The following is a 20,888-nucleotide window of genomic DNA, read 5'->3' on the forward strand; positions in this document are numbered from 1 at the left end:
GTGGGAGCGGTATTGGTTTAGATATCCGCCAGCGCCGACACCAGGATCGCCTTGATGGTGTGCATGCGGTTTTCCGCCTGTTCAAAGGCAATGTTGGCCGGGGACTCAAACACTTCTTCGGTCACTTCCACGCCATTGGCCAGGTTTGGATAACGCGCGGCGATGTCCTTGCCGACCTTGGTTTCGCTGTTGTGGAACGCCGGCAGGCAGTGCATGAATTTCACCCGTGGGTTGCCCGAGGCTTTCATCATCTTGGCGTTGACCTGGTACGGCAGCAGTTGCTCGATGCGCTCGTCCCACGCTTCCACCGGCTCGCCCATGGACACCCAGATATCGGTGTGGATGAAGTCCACGCCTTTCACCGCTTCCTTCGGGTCTTCGGTGATGGTGATGCGCGCGCCGCTTTCCTCGGCAAATGCCTGGCACTGCTTGATGAAATCAGCATGGGGCCACAGGGCTTTCGGTGCGCCGATGCGCACGTCCATGCCCAGCTTGGCGCCAATCATCAGCAGCGAGTTGCCCATGTTGTAGCGGGCGTCGCCCAGGTAGGCATAGCTGATGTCATGCAGCGGCTTGTCGCTGTGCTCGCGCATGGTCAGGGTGTCGGCGATCATCTGGGTGGGGTGGAATTCAGCGGTCAGGCCGTTGAACACCGGCACACCGGCGAACTTGGCCAGTTCTTCGACGATTTCCTGTTCAAAGCCACGGTACTCGATGGCATCGAACATCCGGCCGAGGACGCGGGCGGTGTCTTTCATGCTTTCTTTGTGGCCGATCTGCGACGACACCGGGTCGATGTAGGTGACGTGGGCACCCTGGTCATGGGCCGCCACTTCGAACGCGCAACGGGTGCGGGTCGAGGTTTTTTCGAAGATCAGCGCGATGTTTTTGCCCTTCAGGTGCGGACGCTCGGTGCCGGTGTATTTGGCGCGCTTGAGGTCGCGGGACAGGTCCAGCAGGTAGTGCAGCTCGCGAGTGGTGTGGTGCATCAGCGACAGCAGGCTGCGGTTGCGCATATTAAAAGCCATGGTGGATCTCCTTCTGTTTAGGTTATCCCCCTGGCCGGCGCCTTATGAGCGGCGGCCAGGGTTTGAATATCAGTAGTCGATTGGGTCGCGAATGATCGGGCAGGTCATGCAGTGGCCGCCGCCACGGCCACGGCCGAGTTCACCTGCGCTGATGGTGATGACTTCCACACCAGCCTTGCGCAGCAAGGTGTTGGTGTAGGTGTTGCGGTCGTAGCCGATCACCACGCCAGGCTCCACGGCCACTACGTTGTTGCCGTCATCCCACTGCTCGCGCTCGGCGGCGAAGCTGTTGCCGCCGGTTTCCACCACACGCAGGGCCTTGAGGTTCAGGGCGGCGGCGACGGTGTCGAGGAAGTTGGTTTTTTCGCGCTGGATGTCGATGCCGCCGGGCTTGGTCTCGTCCGGGCGCAGGGTGAAAGCGACGATCTGGTTGACCACTTCCGGGAAGATCGTGACCAGGTCGCGGTCGCAGAAGCTGAACACGGTGTCGAGGTGCATCGCCGCGCGGGATTTTGGCAGGCCGGCGACGATCACACGCTCCACGGCCTTGTGCTTGAACAGGTTCAGGGCGAGTTGGCCGATGGCCTGGCGCGAGGAACGCTCGCCCATGCCGATCAACACCACGCCGTTACCAATCGGCATCACGTCGCCGCCTTCCAGGGTGGCGTTGCCGTGTTCCTGATCCGGGTCGCCGTACCACACCTGGAAGTCGGCGTTGGTGAACTCGGGGTGGAATTTGTAGATGGCGCTGGCCAGCAGGGTTTCCTGGCGTCGCGCCGGCCAGTACATCGGGTTCAGCGTCACGCCGCCATAGATCCAGCAGGTGGTGTCGCGGGTGAACTGGGTGTTGGGCAGCGGCGGCAGGATGAAACTTGAGTGGCCGAGGAAATCGCGGAACATCTCGATGGTCTTGCCACCGAAACTGCTCGGCAGGTCATCGGCCGACACGCCACCGATCAGGTACTCGGCGACCTTGCGCGGCTCCAGGCTGCGCAGCCACGAGCTGACCTCATTGACCAGCCCCAGGCCCACCTGGTTGGCGGTGATCTTGCGCTCCAGGATCCAGTCCAGCGCTTCGGGGATGGCGACGATGTCGGTCAGCAGGTTGTGCATTTCCAGCACATCGATGTCGCGCTCGCGCATCTTGGTCACGAAGTCGAAGTGGTCGCGCTTGGCCTGGGCTACCCACAGCACGTCATCGAACAGCAGTTCATCGCAGTTGTTTGGGGTCAGCCGCTGGTGGGCCAAACCTGGGGAGCACACCATGACTTTGCGCAGTTTGCCGGCTTCGGAATGTACGCCGTACTTCACTTTTTCCGTGGTCATTACAGATCCTCCAGTGAACAATGATTACAGGGTCAGGAAGCCGGAGTAGAGGCCATAGCCCGCCACGAGGGCACCTATGACGACTGCGGCGAAAATCAGCTTCTCGACGTTGGTGAAAATCGGTTTGCCCAGTTCATGCTTGGCCATGGCGAACAGGATCACGCCGGGGGCATAGAGCAGGGCGGACAGCAACAGGTACTTGGTGCCACCGGCGTACAGCAGCCAGACCGCGTAGATCAACGCGATGGCGCCGATCAGCAGGTCTTTCCTGCGTTCGCCCGGGGCGCTTTCATAGGTTTCACCGCGCACCGCCAGCAGCAGTGCATAGGCCGCCGACCACAGGTAAGGCACCAGGATCATCGAGGTGGCGAGGTAGATCAGCGACAGGTAAGTGCTGGCCGAGAACAGCGTGATCACCAGGAAAATCTGCACCATGGCGTTGGTCAGCCACAGGGCGTTGGCCGGCACGTGGTTGGCGTTTTCCTTACGCAGGAACTCCGGCATGGTGTGGTCCTTGGCGGCGGCGAACATGATCTCCGCACACAGCAGCACCCACGACAGCAGCGCCCCCAGCAAGGAAATGATCAAGCCGACGCTGATCAATGCCGCGCCCCAGTGACCCACCACGTGCTCCAGCACGGCGGCCATCGACGGGTTTTGCAGCTTGGCCAATTCCGGTTGGGTCATGATCCCCAGGGACAGCACGTTCACCAGCATCAGGAACAGCAGCACGGTGATAAAACCAATCACCGTGGCCTTGCCGACGTCGGAGCGTTTTTCGGCGCGGGACGAGAAGATGCTCGCACCCTCAATGCCGATGAACACCCAGACGGTGACCAGCATCATGTTGCGCACCTGGTTCATCACGCTGCCCAGGTCCGGGTTTTTCACGCCCCAGATGTCGGCGGTGAAGATGTCCAGCTTGAACGCGAAGAGCGCGATCAACACAAACAGCACCAGCGGCACCACCTTGGCGATGGTGGTCACCAGGTTGATGAACGCGGCTTCCTTGATCCCGCGCAGTACCAGGAAGTGCACGGCCCACAGCAGCACCGACGCGCCGATCACCGCCGCCGGGGTGTTGCCTTCGCCGAAGATGGGGAAGAAGTAACCGAGGGTGCTGAACAGCAGCACGAAATAGCCGACGTTGCCCAACCAGGCACTGATCCAGTAACCCCAGGCGGATGAGAAACCCATGTAGTCGCCAAACCCGGCCTTGGCGTAGGCATAGACCCCGCCGTCGAGGTCGGGCTTGCGATTGGCCAGGGTCTGGAACACGAACGCCAGGGTCAACATGCCCACGGCGGTGATCACCCAACCAATCAGTACCGCGCCGACATCGGCGCTGGCCGCCATGTTTTGCGGCAGTGAGAAGATCCCGCCACCAATCATTGAACCCACGACAAGTGCAACCAGTGCGCCGAGTCGAAGTTTTCCGGGAGATTCAGACATCGCATGACTCCAATGCAGGAGAAGAGAGACCACAGAATAAATCCGTGCGCTAATCAAACAGCTGACTCAGATCACTTCATTGGCACATTCCATTGTGAATTAATGACTTATGATGAAAGGTACGGGCGCTCAAGTGCCTCGCAGAGGCTCGTCGTAGAGCGGTTCTGCGTTTCAAACAACAGGTTTTCTCATTAGCATGGACCTTTGAAGCTAGCCCGTATTTGCAGATATGCAAACTTTTACAGCGCAGCGTTATTTAAATTATAAATTTGCCTTAACGCTGTTTATTGTCATGCCTTTAAGTTATGAAGCCGGCGCCTTTATTGGCTATATCTAATAAACGCTGCGCCGGCTTAATAAGTTAGTTGAGTGCACAGTTGTTGGCTCAATGGTTGTTTTGTTCAGGAGTGTTCATGTCCCAATCCTCGGAAAAGCTGCGCCTCAATGCCTTGATCGCCCTGGTGGTGGGCTCGATGATCGGCGGCGGGATTTTCTCGTTGCCGCAGAACATGGCGGCGCGGGCCGAGGTAGGCGCGGTGTTGATTGGCTGGGGCATTACCGCCGTGGGCATGCTGACCCTGGCCTTTGTGTTCCAGACCCTGGCCAACCGCAAGCCGGAACTGGATTCCGGCGTATACGCGTACGCCAAGGCCGGGTTTGGCGACTACATGGGTTTCTCGTCGGCCTGGGGCTACTGGATCAGTGCCTGGATGGGCAACGTCGGTTACTTCGTGTTGCTATTCAGTACCCTCGGCTACTTTTTTCCGGTGTTCGGTCAGGGCAATACCCCGGTAGCGATTGGCTGCGCATCGGTGTTGTTGTGGGCGGTGCATTTCCTGGTGATGCGCGGGATCAAGGAGGCGGCGTTTATCAACCAGATCACCACCGTGGCCAAGATCGTACCGCTGGTGATGTTTATCGTGATCGCCGCCGTGGCATTCAAGGCCGACATCTTTACCCGGGATATCTGGGGCCTGAGTAATCCGAATTTCGGCGGCGTGGTGGATCAGGTGCGCAACATGATGCTGGTCACGGTGTTTGTGTTTATCGGCATCGAGGGCGCCAGTGTCTACTCGGCGCGGGCCGAGAAACGCTCGGACGTGGGCCGGGCCACGGTCATCGGTTTCCTGGGGGTGTTGGCGCTGCTGGTATTGGTCAACCTGCTGTCGCTCGGGATCATGAGCCAGCCGGAACTGGCCAACCTGCAAAACCCGTCCCTGGCCGGGGTGCTGGAACATATCGTCGGCCCGTGGGGCGCGCTGTTGATCAGCATCGGCCTGGCGGTTTCGTTGCTGGGTGCGCTGCTGTCGTGGGCGTTGCTCTGCGCCGAAATCCTCTACGCCACCGCCCATGACAAGACCATGCCGGCGTTCCTGAAAAAGGAAAACGTCAATCAGGTGCCGGTCAATGCGCTGTGGCTTACCAATGTAATGATCCAGCTGTTCCTGGTGATCACGCTGTTTTCGGAAAGCACCTACACCACCCTGATCTACCTGGCGTCGTCGATGATTTTGGTGCCCTATCTGTGGTCGGCGGCGTATGCGGTGCTGTTGAGCGGCCGCGGTGAAACCTACGAAGGCGCCCATGGCGAACGCACCAAGGACCTGCTGGTGAGCCTGATCGCCCTGGCCTATGCGGTGTGGCTGCTCTACGCCGGTGGCCTGAAGTACTTGCTGCTGTCGGCGCTGCTGTATGCACCGGGCGTGATCCTGTTTGCCCTGGCCAAGCGCGAGCAGGGCCAACCCTTGTTTACCCATCTGGAAAAAGGCATTTTCGCCTGCGTGATCGCCGGGGCGAGCCTGGCGGCGTATGGGTTGTACAGCGGGGTATTGTCGTTGTGAGAATGCAGCTGGCGTATCAGGCGCCATATGACTGGGCGGCGATGTCGGGCTTTTTGTCGGCGCGGGCGATCAGCGGGATGGAGACGGTGGACGCTGGCGTTTACTCGCGCAGTATCAGTGTCGACGGTCAGCAGGGTTGGCTCAGTGTGTCGCCCGGGGCGGGGGATTGGCTTGAGGTGACGGTGGATTTTCCTGACCCGGCTGCGTTGCCGGAAATTGAGCGGCGGTTACGGGACATGTTTGACCTGTCGGCTGACCCGAAGCGGATCAACCGGCAATTGGCGAATGATCCCTTGATGGCGAGCTTGGTGGCGGCGCGTCCTGGCTTGCGGGTGCCGGGAACCTGGGATGGGCTGGAGCTGGCGATCCGCGCGGTGTTGGGCCAGCAGATTAGCGTGGTGGCGGCGATCAAGCTGGCGGGCAAGCTGGTGGCGCAGTACGGCACGCCGCTGGTGACGCCCCATGCCGGTGTGACCCATGTGTTTCCTTCGGCCGAGGTGCTGGCAGCCGCAGATTTGGCAACCCTCGGCATGCCGAAAAGTCGCGGGCGTACCTTGTCGGGCGTGGCCCAGGCGTTGCTGGATGACCCGCAGATCTTCCAGGCGAAGGCGAACCTGAAGGAAGGTGTGGCGCGGTTGGTCGCATTACCCGGGATTGGTGACTGGACGGCGCAGTACATCGCCATGCGCCAGATGCGCGAGCAGGATGCGTTTGCCTCGGGGGATATCGGTTTGATCAATGCGCTGGTGGCGCTGGAAGGCGGGCCGGTGAGCCCGCGCCAGTTGCTGGCGCGGGCTGAGGCCTGGCGACCGCTTAGAGCCTATGCGGCGCAGCATTTGTGGACATCACTGAGCCGCGCGGATTGATTCTGCATACCTGTGGCGAGGGAGCTTGCTCCCGCTGGGGCGCGAAGCGGCCCCATCGACCCAAAAGCTGGGGCCTGCTGCGCAGTCCAGCGGGAGCAAGCTCCCTCGCCACAGGATCTTCGGTCACCACTGAGGGCGGTGTGAGCCCAATTCCCCTGCGGGCAAGTCCCACTGCAACGGTGTCCCGCTGATGGTCACCGGGGGCAGCAAGCGGTGGGCCGGGCCCCAGGCGGTTTGCTCCACCACCAAGCCTTGATCACCCGGTTCTTCGGCCCGCAGCGGTAGTTGTTCCGGGACTTGTCCTGCGTCCACCAACAGCTTTGCCGTGCGCGCGAGGGACAACCGTGCCGAACCGCCGCGGCCGGATTTCAATCGTTCACTCAACGCCTGAATCGCACTGGCCGCCATCAAATACCCGGTGGCGTGGTCCAGCGCCTGCAACGGCAGCGGCACCGGTTTTTCCGACTTTTTCCACTGCCTGCCAGCCTCGGCAATCCCGGTGCTCATCTGCACCAGGCTGTCGAACCCCCGGCGATTGCGCCACGGGCCGCTCCAGCCGTAGGCGTTGAGGCTGGCGTCGATCAGGCCAGGCGCGAGGGCTTGCAGCGCAGCCCCACCGTAGCCCAACTGTTCCAGTGCATCGGCGCGGTAGCCGTGCAGCAGAATGTCGGTGTCCTTGAGCAGGTTTTCGAAGATCAGGCGGTCGTCGGGGTTTTTCAGGTCCAGGCGGGCGCAACGTTTGCCCAGGGTCATTTCCGGCACCACGCCGGGTTCGTTCCAGTCAGGGGAGTCGATGCGCAGTACATCGGCGCCGAGGCCAGCCAGAAAACGACTGGCGGTGGGGCCGGCCAATACGCGCGTCAGGTCCAGCACCTTGATGCCCGCCAGCGGCCTTGCCACCGAGCCCAGCCAGGGTTTGTCGCTGAGGGCTGCAAAGGTCTGGCGATGGACCAGCGGTTCCTGATTGACCGCCAAGCCTTGTGGATGAGCTTGCCAGTCTTGCCACGAACGCATCTGCGCCGCACAGCCGTTGGCTTCGACGATCGCCTGTTCCAGCTCGGCAGCGGTCCATGGCGCAACCTTCGCGGCCATCGCGTCACGATCAGCGACCTGCCCGAGTACGCGCTCGGCGGCGGCACGGTGATGCGGTGCATTGGTGTGCAGGCGAATCCAGCCATCGGTGCAGGCGTAGTCGCCGGCAATCGGGTCCCACAGCGGCGGGGTGGTCCAGCCGTCGGGGCGCAGCGAGGAGGAGAACCAGAACGAGGCGAGGCGCCGGTCCACGGTCACCGAGGGCAGGCGCCCGGTTTGCTGCAACAGCAACTGGGCGACCGCCTGGCCCGCGGCACCGATGCTGGCGCTGGCCAGTTCGGTGACGGCAAAGGTCGAGGGCAGGGCGCCGACTTCGGTTACGGCCAGTGGGGTGACGGGTAAATCGAGTGCTTCCTGGATGGGGGTGAGCAGATCAGTCATCAAAGGCCCTCCTAATGAGAAGGACCATCATAGAAGATCATCAGGGTTGAATGACAACCCCAGGCTCCAGCGGTAGATCCACGCTGGCGATAAAGCCGCCGCCTTGATGATTGGCCAGGATCAGGCTGCCGCCATGGCGCTCTGCGGCGCGCCGCGCGATGGCCAGGCCCAGGCCATGGCCCTGGGCGGTTTGCCCCGGGGCGCGGTAAAACGGCTCGCCGAGTTGGCTCAGGTGTTCGGCATCCACGCCGGGGCCGTGGTCGCGCACACTGATCACAATGCGTTCGCCCTGGCGTCTGGCTTCCATTTCAATCGGTTGCCCGGGCGGGTTGAAGCGTTGGGCGTTGCGCAGCAGGTTATCCACCGCGCGTTCGATCATGGTCGGCCAGCCCTTGAGGTGCAGCCCGGCCTCGGCATCCAGCTGCACGGGTTGGTCCGGCGCGCCGAGCAAGGCGTCTTTTTGCAGGGTCCGGAGCAACGGGTTGAGGTCGATGTCTTCGGCACTGGCGTTATCAGCGTCCACCCGGGCGAGTACCAGGATTTCGCTGATCAGCGCTTCCAGGCGGTCGCATTCGCGGGTCAGGCGCGGCCAGAGTTTTTCCCGCGCTTCGGGCGTGGCCCGTTCTGCCAGGGCCAGGGCGATCCGCAGGCGGGCCAGGGGCGAGCGCAGTTCGTGGGACACATCCCGCAGCAACTGGCGCTGGCTGCCGATCAGGCTTTGCAGGCGGGCGCCCATGCGGTTGAAGTCGGTGGCCAGTACGCCGAATTCATCGCGACGGTTGGCCAGCCGCGCCAGGCTGTTCTGCTGATAGGTGGTCTGGCCCAGGTCGTGCACTGCGCCGCGCAGGCGGCTGAGGGGGCGGGTGATGGACAACGTCACCAACAGGCTGAACAGGGTCAGCACCACCAGCGCAATCGCCAGGGCACTTAACGGCCAGAGCAGGCTGCTGCGGTGCCAGGCGTCCAGTTCCGGGTGGGGAATGCGGTAGATCAGCAGGTAGGTGTCGCCGGTTTTTTCGCTGGTGTACTCGGCGGTCAGCCGGCGCCAGGGCAGGTGGCGGTCCTGGCTGTCGTTTTGCCGGGCTTCGAGGGCGGCGGCGCGGCGCGGGAAAGTGCCGCGCACCACAGGCTCGCCGCTTTCGTTAAGCACTTGCACGTCAATGTGGTACTGACGCTTGCGCTGCTGCAGCAGCTCCTGGGCGGCGTCCTCGCCCTGGGCCTCGTAAAGCTGCGTCCATTCCTGCGCGAGGTTATTGAGCCCGGGGTGGCGGCTGAGAATCCAGGCGTCCTGGTTGAGCATATGCCCAAGCAGGATCGACAACCCGGCAACCAGGGCGATGGCCAGCCAGAAGCTGGCAAGGACGCGCCAGAACAATGAACGCACAAGAAATCCTCAAACAGGAAAAGCCCAGCGGCGGTGGCCACTGGGCTGGGAGTGAAGCTAGATCATTATTGCGCTTTTTGCGGCTGCTGGGCTTTCCAGGCCTGGAATTCCTTCCACTCGGCGCGGCGCTCGGCTTGTTTCTTCACGATCTCGTCGAATTTCTTCTGTTGATCGGGTTTCAGCACGGCACGGATGTCGGTCTGGGTTTTCTGCTTGGCGGCCGCCATTTCGTCTTTCATGGCTTTCTGATCAGCGGCTGGCAGTTTGTCCAGGTACTTGCGCACCAACTCTTTGCGAGCGTGCCATTGCTGGCCCATCAACTTGCCGATCTGCTGGCGCTGTTCAGGGCTCAGGTCCAGCTGGCTGAAAGGGCCACCTTTGCCCCGCATGCCGTGTTCACCGCCGTGACCTGGGCCACCCATCATGTGGCCTTCAGGACCGCCCATCGGGCCTGGGCCTTCTGGCGCAGCGGCCATGGCAACGGTTGGCAGGGCAGCAGCGAACATCAAAGCGATAAGGGTCTTGCGCATGGTGATTCTCCTGTCTCTATTCCGGTGAGTCCGGATGTGAGTAGATTACGGAGATCAAGGTCAGCGGCAGTCAGGGGACGGTAAAGCTTGGGTAAAGAGGATTTTGGGCGGGGCTGACAAAACTATTGGCGACCGTAGCAACTGTCGAGCCTTGGCGAGGCTGCGAGGCAGGCGCTGCGGTCTGACACCTGTACCGAGGCGATGCTGTCGCAGCCTCGCCGAGGCTCGACAGCTGCTACGCGGGCTAGAGGCTGTAGTAATAGCCGCGGCTACGCAGCGCCACGATCCGTGGCCGGCCATCCGGGTGCGGGCCGATTTTCTTGCGCAGGTTGCTGACGTGCATGTCCAGGCTGCGGTCATACAGGGTCAGCTTGCGGCCCAGGGCGATTTGCGCCAGTTCCTGCTTGTCCAGCGGCTCGCCGGGCTGGCGCAGCAAGGCTTCCAGCAGGCGGCTTTCGGACACGGTCAGGGCAAATTCCTGTTCATCGATAGTGACCACGCCACGCACCGGGCTGAAGCACAGGTCGCCCAGCTCCAGCTGAGTGGACACGGCGGCCGGGTGGCTGCGGCGCAGCACGGCGCGCAGGCGCGCGGTCAGTTCACGAGGATCGCAGGGTTTGGCCAGGTAGTCGTCGGCGCCCAGTTCCAGGCCGAGGATCCGGTCCAGGGGTTCGCCCCTGGCCGAGAGCATCAGCACCGGCAGTTCCGGGTGGTCGCTGCGCAATTGCTTGAGCAGCTCCAGGCCGCTGCCGTCGGGCAGCATCACGTCGAGCACCACGGCCGCCGGGGCGGCTTCGGCCAATGCCTTGCGGGCGCTCAAGCCGTCATGGCAGGCGCGCACCTGGAAACCTTCCTGGCTCAACCAACTGGTCAGCAGCTCACAGAGCTCCTGGTCATCATCTATCAGTAACAGCTCGCTCATGACTCACTCAATTTAGCCATTGTCGACGGCGCCGGTGCCCGCCACTGGCGAAGATCCCGCATAACAGGGCGATCAGCGCGACTGCCCCGCCGGTCACGAACCATTGTTGTTGCTCGGTAAGCCAGCGTGGCAAGGCACTGCCCTGTGCTTCTTTGAGTTGCTGGACCAGGCGTTGGTTCTCCTGGCGCAGTTTACTCAGTTGGGTACTTTCCCGCGTGGCGTCAGCACTTTGCAATTGCTTGCTCAGCTCATCGCGCTGGCGTTCGCTTTCTTTCAAACGTTGCTGCAAATCGGTGATCTGGCTGCCGGCACTCAAGGACAGGGGCGTGGAACTGCCGGTGTTCGAGGTTTCTTCAGCGTGGGCCGTAGCCCCGATCATTAACACTGCCAACAGACACAACTGACGTAAGCGCATCGGAACTCCTGATTCCACACGAATATTCAGAACGTTGTCGGCAGGTTACCGGGAATAATGAGCGTTTAGGAGTGCGCTGAAGCCATTTGGTTCAGCGCGCAACGAATCAAGGCAGGACTTGCTTGAACGGTTTGACCAGCACCTGGGCGTACACGCCGGCCGCTACATACGGATCAGCATCGGCCCAGGCTTGTGCCGCCGCCAGGGAGGCGAACTCGGCGACGATCAGGCTACCGATGAAACCGGCGTCTCCCGGGTCGTTGCTGTCTACCGCAGGATGCGGGCCGGCCAGTACCAGGCGGCCTTCGGCTTGCAGCTGTTTCAGGCGCTCGACGTGGGCCGGGCGTACGGACAGGCGTTTTTCCAGGGAGTTGGCGACGTCGGTGGAAATGATGGCGTAGAGCATGTCAGTCCTCGGTTTTCGGCGTGGTAGGGTCGGTGTCATGCAGGTGGCGCGACAGGTAGATACCCTGGCCGACCAGGAACAGCACGGTCATGCCCAGGCTGCCGAACACCTTAAAGTCCACCCAGTAGCTCTGGAAGGTAAAGGCGACGAACAGGTTGGCGGCGCCGCAGAACAGGAAAAACACGATCCAGGCGATGTTCAGGCGGGTCCACACCGGGTCTGGCAAGGTCAGCGCGTGGCCCATGATCCGCTTGATCAGCAGGCGATCACCGATGAAGTGGCTGCCGATAAAGGCCAGGGCGAACAGCCAGTTGACCACCGGGGCTTTCCATTTAAGGAAGGTTTCGCTGTGGAAGGCCAGGGTCAGGCTGCCGAACACAAGGCAGGCGACCAGGGTCAGCCACTGGCTTTTTTCCAGCTTGCGCTGGGAGATGAAGAGCGCGCCGTAGACCACCACGGAGCTGATGATCAGCACCGCCGTGGCGCTGTAGATGCCGCCGAGGGTCAGTTCGTGGCCGGCAAGATCGATAACGCGAGGGTCGGTTTTGTAAACGATGAAAAACAGCAACAGCGGGATGAAGTCGATGAATTGTTTCACAGTAAGAGCCAGAAGCTGGATGTGGCGGCATAATAACAAACATCCTTGGTAGCGAAAGCGCCAGCTGACTTGAGGTTACACACTCCCGTGAATGTTGATTTGCACTGCCATAGCACAGCCTCCGACGGCGCCCTGGCGCCCGCGGTCCTGGTTGCGCGTGCGTTTGAAAAAGGCGTGCGAGTCCTGTCGTTGACCGACCACGACACCCTCGAAGGCCTGGCAGAGGCCCGCGAGGCGGCGCATGCGTTGGGCATGCAACTGGTCAACGGGGTTGAATTGTCCTGCACCTGGGGCGGCGCAACCATCCACGTATTGGGCTACGGTTTCGACGTCAACGCGCCGCCGCTGGTGGAGGCCATCGCCAAATTGCACGATGGCCGCTGGCTGCGGTCCGAAGAAATAAGCCGCAAGCTGGCCCTCAAGGGCATGTCCAACGGCCTGGAAGGCGCCCGCGCCATCCAGCGGGAACTGGGCGACAGCGGCAACGCCCCTGCCCGCCCGCACTTTGCCGACTGGATGGTGCGTGAAGGTTTTGTAAAGGATCGCGCCGAAGCGTTCCGCAAATGGCTGGGTGCCGGCAAGCTGGGGGACGTCAAGCAACACTGGCCAACCCTGGAAGACACCGTTGGCACACTGCGGGCAGCAGGTGCCTGGGTCAGCCTGGCGCATCCGTGGCATTACGATTTCACCCGCAGCAAGCGTCGCAAGCTGATTGGCGACTATATTGGAGCGGGCGGCCACGCAATCGAAGTGGTCAACGGGCATCAACCCGCCGAGCAGGTAGGCAGCCTGGCGATTCTTGCCCGTGAATTTGGTCTGCTGGTCAGCGCCGGCAGTGATTTTCATGGCCCCGGCGGCTGGTCCGAGATTGGCGAGTACCGCGCCGTTCCGGAAGATTTGCCGCCCCTTTGGTGTCGCTTCAAACATGACCCCATTATTGCCACCGTCTGAACAGGTAGAACACGTGAGTCAATTCTTCCAGATTCATCCGGAAAACCCGCAGGCGCGCCTGATCAAACAGGCCGTGGAGATCATCCGTGCCGGTGGCGTGGTGATCTACCCCACGGATTCGTCCTACGCCATCGGTTGCCAGATCGGCGACAAGAATGCGGTCGAGCGCGTAAGACGCCTGCGTGACCTGGACAAGAACCACAACTTCGCACTGATTTGCAGCGACCTGTCCCAGCTGGGGCTGTTCGCCAAGGTCGACACTGGCACCTTCCGCCTGCTCAAGGCGCACACGCCGGGGCCCTACACCTTCATCCTCAACGCCACCCGCGAAGTGCCGCGCCTGCTGCTGCACCCGAAGAAGCGCACCATCGGCCTGCGGGTGCCGGAACACCCGATCGCCCTGGCGCTGCTGGCCGAACTCGGTGAGCCGCTGATGAGTGTGTCGCTGATCCTGCCGGGGGAAGAAGAGCCGTTGTACGACCCTTATGAAATGCGCCGGCTGCTGGAAAAACACGTCGACCTGATCATCGACGGCGGCTACGGCGGCAACAAGGCCTCTACCGTGATCAACCTGGCCGACGGCGAGCCGGAAGTGGTGCGCGTAGGGTGTGGCGACCCGGCACCGTTCATGGTCGAGGCCTGAATGTCGGCCGTGGAAGCCGTCGACAGCCAGGCGGGCGCCCAGCAGGAACTGCCATTTGCCATGGTCTACGGCCAGGCCGTGATGGAAATGCCGCTGGACCTGTACATCCCGCCGGATGCGCTGGAAGTCTTCCTCGAAGCCTTCGAAGGTCCGCTGGACTTGCTGCTGTACCTGATCCGCAAGCAGAACATCAATATCCTCGACATCCCGGTGGCGGAAATCACCCGCCAGTACATGGGCTACGTCGAACTGATGCAGACCGTGCGCCTGGAACTGGCCGCCGAATACCTGGTGATGGCCGCGATGCTCGCGGAAATCAAGTCACGCATGCTGCTGCCGCGCTCGGAGACTATCGAGGCGGAAGAGGATGACCCCCGCGCCGAACTGATCCGCCGCCTGCAGGAGTACGAGCGCTTCAAGGCCGCGGCCGAAGGCATCGACGGTTTGAGCCGGGTCGGCCGCGATGTGGTGGTGCCCAAGCTCGACGCCCCGGAAGCCCGGGCGCGCAAGCTGCTGCCGGACGTGAGCCTGGAAGAGTTGCTGATGTCCATGGCCGAAGTACTGCGCCGTGGCGATATGTTTGAAAGCCACCAGGTCAGCCGCGAGGCACTGTCCACCCGCGAGCGCATGAGTGATGTGCTGGATCGCCTCAAGGGCGGCGGGTTTGTGCCGTTTGTCGAGCTGTTTACCAAGGAAGAAGGGCGCCTGGGGGTAGTCGTGACCTTCATGGCAATCCTCGAATTGGTCAAGGAATCCTTGGTCGAGCTGGTCCAGAATGAGCCTTTTGCGGCTATCCACGTGCGGGCGCGAGCCGAATAAAGAGCTGAATCGATGAATCTGACTGAACCCCGCGAACTGGCCCCGCTGCTGGAAGCCTTTCTCCTGGCCTCGGGCAAGCCGCAATCCCTGGAACGCCTGTTCGAACTGTTTGAAGAAGCCGAGCGCCCTGAGCCGCCGGTGTTCAAGAAGGCCCTGGAAATTCTGCGCAAGTCCTGCGACGGCCGTGCCTTCGAGCTGCGGGAAGTGGCTTCCGGGTATCGCCTGCAAATTCGCGAGAAGTTTTCGCCGTGGGTCGGCCGCCTGTGGGAAGAACGCCCGCAGCGCTATTCCCGCGCGATGCTGGAAACCATGGCGCTGATCGCCTATCGCCAGCCGATCACCCGGGGCGAGATCGAAGACGTGCGCGGCGTCGCGGTCAACAGCCATATCGTCAAGACGTTGCTGGAGCGGGAGTGGATCAGGATCGTTGGCTACCGCGACGTGCCCGGCAAGCCGGCGATGTTTGCCACTACCAAGGTGTTCCTCGACCACTTCAACCTGAAAAACCTCGACGACTTGCCGCCGCTGGCCGAGCTGCGGGAGATGGAGCCGGACCCGGTCCTGGATTTCGACGACGCACCGGTGCCCGCCGGGTTGCAGGAGCTGGCCGACGCCAGCGCCGAGCCGGAAGAGCCGAAGGACGAAACCAGTTTCCACACATTGTTGCTGGAACTGGATGACATGGAGCAGGGCATCAAGACTGACTTCGATGACTTGCTGCGTGATGGTGCGGCCAGTGACGGTGAGCAGGAGCCTGCGCTGCAACTGAACGTTGAGGTTGAGCTGCCAGTCGAAGTTGAAGATGAGCCCGAGCCTGAACCCGAGGAGGACATCCTCGGCGTCGCCGAAGCCCGTGCCAAACTGCTGGCCGCCGTCGCAGCGCTCGAACAACCGCCGCTGAGCGACGAAGAAGACGAAGCCCGCGCCCTGGCCGAAGCCATCGAAAACGAACGCCGCCAATTCGAAGACTGACGCAGAAAAAAATGTGGGAGCGGGCTTGCTCGCGAATGCGGTGGGTCAGCCAAGCATCCGGCGACTGACACACTGCATTCGCGAGCAAGCCCGCTCCCACATTTGGATTGTCGCCAGCGAGGAGAATTCGAATGAGCTCCACCAAAGACCCCTGCATCAGCATCTGCAAATTCACCGACGATATCTGCGTGGGCTGCGGGCGCAGCAAGCGCGAGATCCGTGCCTGGAAGAAACTCGACAAGGTCGACAAGCGCACGGTACTCGCCGAAGCCGAGCTGCGCCTGCTGGCGCTGGGTGCCACCGGTCGGCGGAAAGGCAAATGAGCCCGCACTTATCGACTAGTCTCTGATGCGCAACGCGCGCCATGAGCGTATGATTCGCGACCCTTTGGCGATGCGTTCGCCAAAAGCCCAGCTTTTACTATCTTCAGGCCAAGCCTGAATCGACACACCGGGAGGTGCTTAAGATGAGTGACCAAGACCAGAACGACACCCAGGAAATCGGCCCCGCAGGCGAAAAACTGCAGAAAGTCCTCGCCCGTATCGGCGTAGGCTCGCGCCGCGACGTAGAAGCCTGGATCACCCAGAAGCGCATCAAGGTCAACGGCGTTGAAGCCACCCTTGGCCAGCGCGTCGACCTGCACGATGCCATCACCATTGATGGCAAGGTCATCAAGCGTGAAGAGGCCGCCGAATCGGTGCGCCGCGTCATCATGTACAACAAGCCTGATGGCGAAATCTGCACCCGTGACGACCCGGAAGGCCGTCCAACCGTATTCGACAAGATGCCGCGCCCCAAAGAAGGCCGCTGGATCAACATCGGTCGTCTCGACATCAACACCACCGGCTTGCTGATGTTCACCACCGACGGTGAGCTGGCCAACCGCCTGATGCACCCTTCCTACGAGATGGACCGTGAATACGCGGTACGTGTGCGTGGTGAAGTCGATGACGAAATGATCGAGCGCTTGAAAGCCGGCGTCGTGCTGGAAGACGGCCCGGCCAGGTTCACCGACATCAAGCAGGCGCCGGGCGGCGAAGGCTTCAACCATTGGTACCACTGCGTGGTGATGGAAGGCCGTAACCGTGAAGTACGTCGCCTGTGGGAATCCCAGGGCCTGGTGGTCAGCCGCCTGAAGCGCGTGCGTTTCGGCCCGGTGTTCCTCAACTCCGACCTGCCGATGGGCCGCTGGCGCGAAATGAGCCAGTACGAAGTCGACATCCTCAGTGCCGAAGTCGGCCTGACGCCGGTGGCCATGCCGCAGATGAACGCCAAGAGCAAAGACAAGCTTGAGCGTATGCAGCGTAAATCGTCGCGTCCGGTGGCGCGTACCGACCGTGTTGCCCGCACCCTGCGCCCTGCGCTGGATGCACCGGCCACGGGCGGCCGCATCTCCCGCGAGCCGCACATCGAAGGCGAGCGTCGTCCTTCGGCACCGGCCCGTCAGGATGGCGAACGTGCGCCGCGCGCACCGCGTCCAGCCGGTCGTGGTGATGCACCTGCTGGCGGTCGCGGTAACCGTGGCGAGTCTGGTCGTGGTGCTCCGGCTGCGGGCCGTGCCGACGACAGCGCCAGCACCAAACGCCCAGCCAAGCCATCGCCGAAAAAACGCCCGGGCCTGAAGCTGGTCGATGACGCGCCATCGGGCAAGCGTCGTGGTGCACCGGCCGGTTCCGGCCAGCGTCCAGGTTTTGGTCGCAAGAAGCCGCAGTGATTCGTTAAGCGCTGCATGAAAACGCCAACCCTCGGGTTGGCGTTTTTTTTGGCCTGGATTTGGAACCTGCTCTATGAGCAAAGCAGGTCCACTGTGGGAGCGGGCTTGCTCGCGAATGCGGTGTATCAGTTGATACATCCAGTGACTGACCCACCGCATTCGCGAGCAAACCCGCTCCCACAGTTGATCTCCATTGTTTTGGCGGGCGTGTCAGAACATGAAAGCCCCATCGAACACGGGTTTATCGTCGAGGGCCAACACGCCACTGGCGAAGATCAGGTCCAGGTGGTGGCTGCCTTTCTGCCCGCCACCCAATCCCAGGTGCAGCCCGCAATGACGCTCTTCAAAGCCGGCGTTGCGCGCATACAAATCCTTCACGCCTTCATTGGTGCCAATGCCCAGTTCTTCCACCCGGCGATTGGACGGGTTGGCATTCAGGTATTTGTTGAAGTCATCCGCCAGCCCCGGCACTTCGCTGGCCACGGTGCAGATGGTCGAGTTCTCGATCCACAGTTCCAGCGGTGATTGCAGCACGCCGTATTTACGCGCAAAGGGAATGGTGCTGAGGAAGGTGCCGACAAACCGCACCTGGCCGTTGATGGCCTCGCTGTGGGTCGCGATCTCGCCGGGCGCCAGGTCGTGGTTGCCGACGCCGTTGATATTGGTCCACTTCTTGATGCTGCTCATGGGCGCTTCAAGGCGCGAGCCATGCTGGTCGGTGAAGCTCAGCACGCTGGCCTGGGACATGCGCCGGATCAACGTGGCGTTGAGGTCGGCAATCCGCTGTGGGGCGACGCTGAAGGTGTCGTAGAAGTAATCGCCATAGTCCTTGAGCAGCAGGGACTTTTTCCAGTGCTCGGCCATCACGCCCTGCAGTGCGCGGATAAAGTCCGGGCCTTCGGCGCGTGGGTTGGGCAAGGTCGAGGAATCGTAGAGAAACATGTACAGGTCACAGCCTTCGATGGCCTTGGCCAGCGTTTCGCTGGGGGCCTGGTCCAGGCGTTGTACCTGGAAGTCGAAGCGGGCAGCGCAGCCCTGGATGATCGACTGGGCGATGGCGTCGTAGCGTTCGGTATGGCCAAGCAAAATGGTGGGGCGGTGCAGGCCGGCGAGGGCCGGGTGATGGGCGAGGTAATACAGAAAATGTTCGACGGCGCGGGCCTTGTCCATGACGTCCTTCCTTCAAAGCCTTCGGTAGGAGCAGTGGCAGGTGCGGCGTCCCGCACCTGCCGGGGTGCCTGATCAGATTAGAAAGGCCACATCGCGGTGCCGAACGGCACGACGGCATCGGCTTGCATCATTTCAACGGCGGCCTCATGGGTCGGCGCTTCAAACCAATCGTCGAGTTGCAGTTCGGTTTCCAGGTCATTTTCCAGTGCTTGCATGGTGAATCTCCTAGATGACGTTGTTTGAGAACGAGCTTGCCAGCTTGCTGCGCTGGGCAAGTGGATGAACCTAGAAGAGAGTGTTTGGGATTGCAAAATTTTTATTGACACGGTTCCATTTGGATTTTTTATTCCGTTTTGATGGCGATTTGGTTTATGTCGATGAAACAGAGAGTTGGTTGCATCGTTTTGTAGGAATCGTCCTTTCGTCAACTTCTCGTTATCTGAAAGAATTTTCCTAATGTCCCTCCTATCTGCCGCACCGCATCCTGTCAGCCCAGACAGGTTTGGCGGTGTACAATGCGCCGCGTTTTACTGTGATCCCACTCTCTCAGGGCTATCCGCCTTGTTCATTCCGCCTGGCCACAAGCCCGTCGGGTTCGATTTCGTCACAGATAAAAACAACAGGTGACGTATGACCGTAAGAAAAAACGCTGGACCGGGGTTTGATCGGCGCTGCTGTAGCCCGTTACCAAAGCAGCACCCCTCCATGAGCACCCTCAAACCTTGCGTGAGACCCTTTCCATGAGTGAAGCCAACTCGCATTCAGGCGAACTGAAGCGCGGCCTGAAAAATCGCCATATCCAACTGATCGCCCTCGGTGGCGCGATTGGCACCGGGTTGTTCCTGGGGTCGGCCGGCGTGCTGAAATCCGCCGGGCCGTCGATGATCCTCGGGTATGCCATCTGCGGCTTTATCGCCTTCATGATCATGCGCCAGCTGGGCGAGATGATCGTCGAAGAGCCGGTGGCCGGTTCCTTCAGCCACTTTGCCCACAAGTATTGGGGCGGTTTCGCCGGCTTCCTGTCGGGCTGGAACTGCTGGATTTTGTACATCCTGGTGGGCATGTCGGAGCTGACGGCGGTCGGCAAGTATGTGCACTACTGGTGGCCCGAGATCCCGACCTGGGTGTCGGCGGCGGCGTTTTTTGTGCTGATCAATGTGATCAATCTTTCCAACGTCAAGGTCTTCGGCGAGGCCGAGTTCTGGTTTGCGATCATCAAGGTGGTCGCCATTGTCGGGATGATCGCCCTGGGCAGTTACCTGTTGGTGAGTGGCACCGGCGGGCCACAAGCCTCGGTGACCAACCTGTGGGAGCACGGCGGGTTCTTTCCCCATGGCGTGGGTGGTTTGGTGATGGCCATGGCGATCATCATGTTCTCGTTTGGCGGCCTGGAGATGCTCGGGTTTACTGCGGCTGAGGCGGACAAGCCACGCACGGTGATTCCGAAGGCGATCAACCAGGTGATCTACCGGATCCTGATTTTCTACATCGGCGCGTTGGTGGTGCTGTTGTCGTTGACGCCTTGGGACAGCTTGCTGGAGACCCTGAATGCCTCCGGGGACGCCTATAGCGGCAGTCCGTTTGTGCAGGTGTTTTCGATGTTGGGCAGTAACACGGCAGCGCATATTCTCAACTTTGTGGTGCTGACGGCGGCGTTGTCGGTCTACAACAGCGGCACTTACTGCAATAGCCGGATGCTGTTGGGGATGGCCGAGCAGGGTGACGCGCCGCGGGCATTGGCGAAGATCGACAAGCGCGGGGTGCCGGTGCGGTCGATCCTGGCGTCGGCGGCGATTACGCTGGTGGCGGTGTTGATGAACTACCTGATTCCGCAGCATGCGCTGGAGTTGTTGATGTCGCTGGTGGTGGCGACCCTGGTGATCAACTGGGCGATGATCAGTTTTTCGCATTTCAAGTTTAGGCAGCATATGGATCGGACGGGGCAGGTGCCGTTGTTCAAGGCGCTTTGGTATCCGTATGGGAATTATGTTTGCCTGGCGTTTGTGGTGTTTATTCTTGGGGTGATGCTGCTGATTCCGGGGATTCAGGTGTCGGTGTATGCGATTCCGGTTTGGGTGGTGTTTATGTGGGTTTGTTATGGGATCAAGAACAGGCGCAAGGCTCGGGAAGGGGGGGTGTTGAGTCGGGGTTGATCTCGGGTACATATCCGTTGCTGCGGTAACGGCGACTTATGGTTCCGCTCTTACAGCGGGTCACTTTTGGCAAACGCCCCAAAAGTAACCAAAAGGTCTTTGCCCCACCACTCGGTGCCTCGCTTAGGCTCGGCATGCCCGCACTCCGGCCCGGCTCCGCGGGCCGCCGCGACGGGCCATCCATGGCCCGGCGCGGCTAAATCGGCATCCTTGCCGATTTACCCG

At 61.4% G+C, this 20,888-nt stretch carries 21 protein-coding genes; 9 read left to right on the forward strand and 12 right to left on the reverse strand.

Going from position 1 to position 20,888, the window contains the following annotated elements; genetic code table 11:
* Positions 1 to 17 precede the first annotated feature (17 nt).
* The 3 genes from HX805_RS29365 to arcD (HX805_RS29375) form a co-directional block, all read right to left on the reverse strand.
* The gene (locus tag HX805_RS29365) at positions 18 to 1,028 is read right to left on the reverse strand and encodes an ornithine carbamoyltransferase (protein WP_003220053.1); all 1,011 of its coding nucleotides are present in this window, start codon (positions 1,026 to 1,028) and stop codon (positions 18 to 20) included.
* Positions 1,029 to 1,097: 69 nt separating this feature from the next.
* Positions 1,098 to 2,354, reverse strand: a complete 1,257-nt coding sequence (gene arcA / locus HX805_RS29370; RefSeq protein WP_003220054.1) for an arginine deiminase — start codon at positions 2,352 to 2,354, stop codon at positions 1,098 to 1,100.
* Between the two features lie 24 nt (positions 2,355 to 2,378).
* Positions 2,379 to 3,806 (reverse strand): arginine-ornithine antiporter, encoded by a 1,428-nt coding sequence (gene arcD / locus HX805_RS29375; protein WP_177117543.1) that lies wholly within the window; start codon positions 3,804 to 3,806, stop codon positions 2,379 to 2,381.
* Positions 3,807 to 4,219: 413 nt separating this feature from the next.
* Between arcD (HX805_RS29375) and arcD (HX805_RS29380) the strand changes: the two genes are divergently transcribed.
* Together arcD (HX805_RS29380) and HX805_RS29385 are read left to right on the forward strand one after the other, a co-directional pair.
* Positions 4,220 to 5,647 carry an arginine-ornithine antiporter gene (gene arcD / locus HX805_RS29380; protein WP_003220058.1) on the forward strand — a complete coding sequence of 476 codons (1,428 nt, stop codon included), beginning with the start codon at positions 4,220 to 4,222 and terminating at the stop codon, positions 5,645 to 5,647.
* 2 nt (positions 5,648 to 5,649) lie between these two features.
* Positions 5,650 to 6,513: a DNA-3-methyladenine glycosylase gene (locus HX805_RS29385; RefSeq protein WP_177081689.1), complete on the forward strand. Its 864-nt coding sequence runs from the start codon at positions 5,650 to 5,652 to the stop codon at positions 6,511 to 6,513.
* A gap of 123 nt (positions 6,514 to 6,636) precedes the next feature.
* Here HX805_RS29385 and HX805_RS29390 read toward each other — a convergent pair whose 3' ends face one another.
* From HX805_RS29390 to HX805_RS29420, 7 genes are all read right to left on the reverse strand, one after another.
* A complete protein-coding gene (locus tag HX805_RS29390) occupies positions 6,637 to 7,986 on the reverse strand; it encodes a CoA transferase (RefSeq protein WP_177081685.1) in 1,350 nt (449 codons plus the stop codon).
* 40 nt (positions 7,987 to 8,026) lie between these two features.
* Positions 8,027 to 9,370, reverse strand: a complete 1,344-nt coding sequence (locus HX805_RS29395; protein ID WP_003220063.1) for a cell wall metabolism sensor histidine kinase WalK — start codon at positions 9,368 to 9,370, stop codon at positions 8,027 to 8,029.
* A gap of 65 nt (positions 9,371 to 9,435) precedes the next feature.
* Positions 9,436 to 9,900, reverse strand: a complete 465-nt coding sequence (locus HX805_RS29400; protein WP_087692654.1) for a Spy/CpxP family protein refolding chaperone — start codon at positions 9,898 to 9,900, stop codon at positions 9,436 to 9,438.
* A 244-nt stretch (positions 9,901 to 10,144) separates the two neighbouring features.
* Positions 10,145 to 10,822 carry a response regulator transcription factor gene (locus tag HX805_RS29405; RefSeq protein ID WP_003220065.1) on the reverse strand — a complete coding sequence of 226 codons (678 nt, stop codon included), beginning with the start codon at positions 10,820 to 10,822 and terminating at the stop codon, positions 10,145 to 10,147.
* Positions 10,823 to 10,829: 7 nt separating this feature from the next.
* The gene (locus HX805_RS29410; RefSeq protein ID WP_003220067.1) at positions 10,830 to 11,237 is read right to left on the reverse strand and encodes a hypothetical protein; all 408 of its coding nucleotides are present in this window, start codon (positions 11,235 to 11,237) and stop codon (positions 10,830 to 10,832) included.
* 106 nt (positions 11,238 to 11,343) lie between these two features.
* Positions 11,344 to 11,643 (reverse strand): YciI family protein, encoded by a 300-nt coding sequence (locus tag HX805_RS29415; protein WP_087692655.1) that lies wholly within the window; start codon positions 11,641 to 11,643, stop codon positions 11,344 to 11,346.
* Position 11,644: 1 nt separating this feature from the next.
* Positions 11,645 to 12,241: a septation protein A gene (locus HX805_RS29420; protein ID WP_003220071.1), complete on the reverse strand. Its 597-nt coding sequence runs from the start codon at positions 12,239 to 12,241 to the stop codon at positions 11,645 to 11,647.
* 87 nt (positions 12,242 to 12,328) lie between these two features.
* On the opposite strand from HX805_RS29420, the gene HX805_RS29425 reads away from it, so the two are divergent.
* The 6 genes from HX805_RS29425 to rluB all read left to right on the forward strand — a co-directional run bounded on the left by HX805_RS29425 (position 12,329) and on the right by rluB (position 17,340).
* Positions 12,329 to 13,192 (forward strand): PHP domain-containing protein, encoded by an 864-nt coding sequence (locus HX805_RS29425; RefSeq protein ID WP_177081684.1) that lies wholly within the window; start codon positions 12,329 to 12,331, stop codon positions 13,190 to 13,192.
* Positions 13,193 to 13,205: 13 nt separating this feature from the next.
* Positions 13,206 to 13,835, forward strand: a complete 630-nt coding sequence (locus tag HX805_RS29430) for an L-threonylcarbamoyladenylate synthase (protein WP_003220075.1) — start codon at positions 13,206 to 13,208, stop codon at positions 13,833 to 13,835.
* Between the two features lie 120 nt (positions 13,836 to 13,955).
* Positions 13,956 to 14,654 (forward strand): ScpA family protein, encoded by a 699-nt coding sequence (locus HX805_RS29435; RefSeq protein ID WP_173406103.1) that lies wholly within the window; start codon positions 13,956 to 13,958, stop codon positions 14,652 to 14,654.
* Positions 14,655 to 14,666: 12 nt separating this feature from the next.
* Positions 14,667 to 15,626, forward strand: a complete 960-nt coding sequence (gene scpB, locus HX805_RS29440; RefSeq protein ID WP_102369771.1) for an SMC-Scp complex subunit ScpB — start codon at positions 14,667 to 14,669, stop codon at positions 15,624 to 15,626.
* 131 nt (positions 15,627 to 15,757) lie between these two features.
* Entirely contained in the window at positions 15,758 to 15,949 is a 192-nt protein-coding gene (locus HX805_RS29445) for a DUF1289 domain-containing protein (RefSeq protein ID WP_003220079.1), read from the forward strand.
* A 143-nt stretch (positions 15,950 to 16,092) separates the two neighbouring features.
* Positions 16,093 to 17,340, forward strand: coding sequence for a 23S rRNA pseudouridine(2605) synthase RluB (gene rluB / locus HX805_RS29450; protein WP_177020975.1), 1,248 nt, complete (start codon positions 16,093 to 16,095; stop codon positions 17,338 to 17,340).
* A gap of 210 nt (positions 17,341 to 17,550) precedes the next feature.
* Here rluB and HX805_RS29455 read toward each other — a convergent pair whose 3' ends face one another.
* Together HX805_RS29455 and HX805_RS29460 are read right to left on the reverse strand one after the other, a co-directional pair.
* Positions 17,551 to 18,510: a leucyl aminopeptidase gene (locus tag HX805_RS29455; RefSeq protein ID WP_102605965.1), complete on the reverse strand. Its 960-nt coding sequence runs from the start codon at positions 18,508 to 18,510 to the stop codon at positions 17,551 to 17,553.
* Positions 18,511 to 18,587: 77 nt separating this feature from the next.
* Positions 18,588 to 18,725: a hypothetical protein gene (locus HX805_RS29460; RefSeq protein WP_003175756.1), complete on the reverse strand. Its 138-nt coding sequence runs from the start codon at positions 18,723 to 18,725 to the stop codon at positions 18,588 to 18,590.
* Between the two features lie 525 nt (positions 18,726 to 19,250).
* On the opposite strand from HX805_RS29460, the gene HX805_RS29465 reads away from it, so the two are divergent.
* Positions 19,251 to 20,663, forward strand: coding sequence for an amino acid permease (locus HX805_RS29465; protein ID WP_177039664.1), 1,413 nt, complete (start codon positions 19,251 to 19,253; stop codon positions 20,661 to 20,663).
* Positions 20,664 to 20,888: the final 225 nt, after the last annotated feature.

This window comes from Pseudomonas sp. G5001 (genome assembly GCF_013385475.1).
In the GTDB taxonomy this organism is placed as follows: Bacteria; Pseudomonadota; Gammaproteobacteria; order Pseudomonadales; family Pseudomonadaceae; genus Aquipseudomonas.